Genomic DNA, 3,538 nt, shown 5'->3' with positions numbered 1-3,538 from the left:
TCTTGGGTCAGCGCTACGGCCAGCCTGATTACTGCCTACCGTGGGCGTCCATCGCCGACCTTACTGCAATGTTGCGGACGGCGCAGACTGTCCAGATAATGCGATCGGTTCTTCACGCCCATAGGCTGCGGCGTAGAGTGCGGCATAGTCCTGTAGCATCTGGTGCAGGTCGGGTGTGACGGTGATCGGCAGTTTGATCGGCGTCCTGTCCGGCAGCTTGGGAAGCTTGAGTTCCGGCATGTGTTCCTCCTAACCGCGCCACGGCGCGAGAATGAGATCGCGATGTACGATGAGCCGGACGGGCGCGCCGGGCCGGATGGTGATGGTCGGTTGGATCTGCAGATTGCGGGAAGTGATCTGGTCGCCGGCGCGGGACACATTCTGCTGCGTGGATTCGCGGATCGCCTGGACGAGGTCGCTCTCGCCGGAGAAGGTCACGTTCGCACCCACGCCAAGCAGGGTCGAAATCGCGACGCCCTTGAGCAGCGTCCATGTGTGGAAATCGACACGAGCACATGCGCCAACGCCTTTGGCCGCGAACGGCTTGGACATGCGCGTCGGCCACCCGGCCGCACGATGGCGGATCCATTTCATCTCGCACGAGGTTCTCACGCCTCGGCGCCATGCATCGATGGCGCGCCTTCAGCTTATCGCAGGTCTTCCAAGACGCAAGCCCGGTGCTGCGCGACAAAGCGATTTAAGGCTCTGAACATGCATAATATCCTTCAAATCGAGCGGCGTCATTGTCGATGAATTTTTCTTGTCGGGTATTTCTGAATCCGAGCGTCATGGAATGATGGCGAAACGGTTTTGGGCTGCGGATCGGCAGCTTCCGGCATCCTCATGCATGTGGCTTTGGAGTGAAAGACTGTCCAATGGATATGCCCACCACCCTGTTGGCCCCCGGATTGCTGTCCCGTACCGAACTTCACACTCTGGTCTGGGCCGAACCTCTCCGCCACCTCGCAGGACGCTTCGGCATCTCGGATCAAAGTCTCGCCAAACTATGCGATCGTTTCGATATCCCGCGTCCTCGGCCTGGGCACTGGAACAAGGTCGCGGCCGGAAAGGAGATCTCCGTGCCGGCCTTGCCGCCCGCAAAAGCCGGCATGGACGAGAAGATAGAAATTACCCCGGTCCCGGATGGTGGTGCGTCGTCAACTGCGCACGACCCTATTGCGGCGGCCCGCCAGAATGGCAAAGGGGTGCGCGTGGCCGATCGGCTTTCGGATCCGCACCCCATCGTTGCCGGCTGGCTTGCAAATCGAAGGGAGGCGACTGCCCGGGGAAGGCTGGTCTATGATATCTGGCCCAACCGGCCGGTCCGGGCCGCGCCCTTCACGCCGATCGAACGGCGTCGCCTCAGGATATTGGACACCCTGTTCAAAACCTTGAAAGAAGAGGAGATCGTCATTGCCGAGACAGATCGGCATGGTCCCGTTGCGCGATGCGGGCAGGACGAAATCGCATTTCAACTGAGGCCCAGGCTCAAGGAAGTGCGCCAGCTCCTGCCTCCCGAAGAGAGACGGTGGCATGGCCCCGGCAAGCAATACCGGCGAGAACTGGTCGAGACGGATGTGCTGGTCTTCGAGATCAAGCGCTGGTTGCCCGGCGATTTGCCACGCGTCTGGCAGGACGGCCGCAAGGGCATGATCGAGGACAGGGTGGGCGACATACTCACGACCCTGCTTGCGGCATTCCCGATGATGGCGGCTGCGCGCGAAGAGGCCGAGGAGCGGCAGCGACTGCGGGAGACCGAGCAACGGCGCCGCCAAATCCTGGCGCAGGAGCTCAAGCTCGACCGCGACCGCTTCCGATGCTTCCTCGAGCAGGCCGCCAGATGGCGCGAAGCTGGACTGGCGCGGGATTTCCTCATGGCGCTGCGCGCCGCGATCCCGGATTCTTCATTGGAAATTGGCGGCAGGCCTGCCGCCGAGTGGCTGGAATGGGCGCAAGCGCATGTGCAGGCCCATGATCCGCTCACACAGGGTTCGTGCGCTGTCTTCCGGTCGATCGCCGAAGTGACGGAGAAGACCTATCGTGACCATTAGGCCGGGAGCCTCAGGCGCGTCGGAAGTTGGGCTTCAGAACCCTTGCGCCATCGCGCATCTCGTTGAGCTGATCCGACCAATACTGCATCATCCGCACGCGCTCGTCCCAATATTCGCCGCGCGTGTAGGCACGCCTTATGGCGTTGGTCTCCATATGGGCAAGCTGGCGCTCGATGGCGTCGGGATTGAACTTGCCCGTTTCGTTGAGCAGCGTCGCCGCCATCGCCCGGAAGCCGTGCGCCGTCATCTCCTCCTGGCTGAACCCGAGCGCTCGAAGGGCCGCGTTGACCGTGTTTTCGGACATCGGGCGAAGCGGCGAGCGGAAAGAGGGGAAGCAGTATCGTCCCGTGCCCGTCAGCTCCCAAAGCTGTTCGAAAAGCGCGGTCACCTGCGTGGACAGCGGCACGCGATGCGGCCGCCGCATCTTCATCTTCTGCTCGGGGATGTTCCAGACCGAGCGGTCGAAGTCGAATTCGCTCCACTCGGCCTGGCGCAGCTCGCCCGGGCGTACGAACAGATGGGCCGACAGCCTGAGCCCGAAGAGAGTGATGGCGTGGCCGGTGTAACCCTCGATGGCGCGCATCAGTTCGCCCGCGCCCTTGGGCGTGGTGATGGCGGCGAGATGCTTGGCCTTGGGAACGGTCAGCGCGCCGCGCAAATCGCGGGATGGATCCATTTCGGCGCGCGTGGTGGCGATGGCGTAGCGGAACACGCGACCGAGGACGCTGCGCATCCGGCGCGCGCTTTCGTAGCGACCGGTGGCCTCGATCGAGCGGAGCACGGCCAGCGCTTCCTGCGGGGTGATCTTGGCTACCGGACGGCTGCCGATCCTGGGATAGGCCTTGGCGAGCAGCCAGCGGATCTTGCTGAGCGTGACCTCCGACATGCCCTCGCGTTCCTGCTTGGCGACCCATTCCTCGGCGACCAGCTTGAAGCTGTTTTCCTCGGACAGCATCGCGCGCGCCTCGGCGAGCTTGGCTTCGTGCGAGGGATCGAGCCCGGCTGCGATCAGCTTGCGCGCCTCGTCGCGCCGCTCGCGCGCATCGGCGAGGCCGACGTCGGGCCAGGCGCCGAAGGAGAGCGTACGCTGCTTGCCGAGATAGGCATAGTTCAGCCGCCAGAGCTTGCGGCCGTTCGGCTTGACGAGGAGATAGAGGCCGGCGCCGTCGGTGAGCTTGTATTCGCGCTCCCTCGGCCTGGCGCTCGTGACGGTGGTCGCGAAGAGTTTTCCCATGGTGTCGGCCCGTCCATAAGGGGCCTTCGATACCATGCAGGATACCATATTTGTTCCCGATTGGTGCCGGATCAGCCCGGATTTGACCGGACGGTCTTAGCACAAAAAACGGCTGAAATCAGCCGTTCTTCGGACGTTCCCGGACGTCGCCGGAAGAACAAATGGTGCCCAGAAGAGGACTCGAACCTCCACGACCTTGCGATCGCCAGCACCTGAAGCTGGTGCGTCTACCAATTCCGCCATCTGGGCACGG

The 3,538-nt window shown here is 63.1% G+C and carries 3 protein-coding genes, 1 tRNA gene and 1 pseudogene; 1 reads left to right on the top strand and 4 read right to left on the bottom strand.

Translation table 11 applies throughout. The features are described 5' to 3' along the window. Positions 1 to 60: 60 nt before the first annotated feature. Positions 61 to 240 (bottom strand): DUF2274 domain-containing protein, encoded by a 180-nt coding sequence (locus tag DI606_RS19670; protein ID WP_367119500.1) that lies wholly within the window; start codon positions 238 to 240, stop codon positions 61 to 63. A 9-nt stretch (positions 241 to 249) separates the two neighbouring features. Further along, positions 250 to 510, bottom strand: a pseudogene (locus DI606_RS19665) (TrbI/VirB10 family protein); the annotation flags it as partial. Positions 511 to 875: 365 nt separating this feature from the next. Between DI606_RS19665 and DI606_RS19660 the strand changes: the two are divergent. Then, the gene (locus tag DI606_RS19660; RefSeq protein ID WP_293985652.1) at positions 876 to 2,051 is read left to right on the top strand and encodes a hypothetical protein; all 1,176 of its coding nucleotides are present in this window, start codon (positions 876 to 878) and stop codon (positions 2,049 to 2,051) included. Between the two features lie 10 nt (positions 2,052 to 2,061). Here the strand turns inward: DI606_RS19660 and DI606_RS19655 are convergent, their stop codons facing one another. Together DI606_RS19655 and DI606_RS19650 are read right to left on the bottom strand one after the other, a co-directional pair. Beyond that, on the bottom strand, positions 2,062 to 3,321 hold the full coding sequence (locus DI606_RS19655; RefSeq protein ID WP_293985650.1) for an integrase arm-type DNA-binding domain-containing protein: 1,260 nt from the start codon (positions 3,319 to 3,321) through the stop codon (positions 2,062 to 2,064). A 126-nt stretch (positions 3,322 to 3,447) separates the two neighbouring features. Next, a tRNA-Leu gene (locus DI606_RS19650) sits at positions 3,448 to 3,534 on the bottom strand. Positions 3,535 to 3,538 lie beyond the last annotated feature (4 nt).

It is taken from the genome of Sphingobium sp., from assembly GCF_003248505.1.
In the GTDB taxonomy this organism is placed as follows: Bacteria; Pseudomonadota; Alphaproteobacteria; order Sphingomonadales; family Sphingomonadaceae; genus Sphingobium.
Note: the sequence above shows the minus strand (reverse complement) of the source record. Positions and strands in the feature narration are given on the sequence as shown.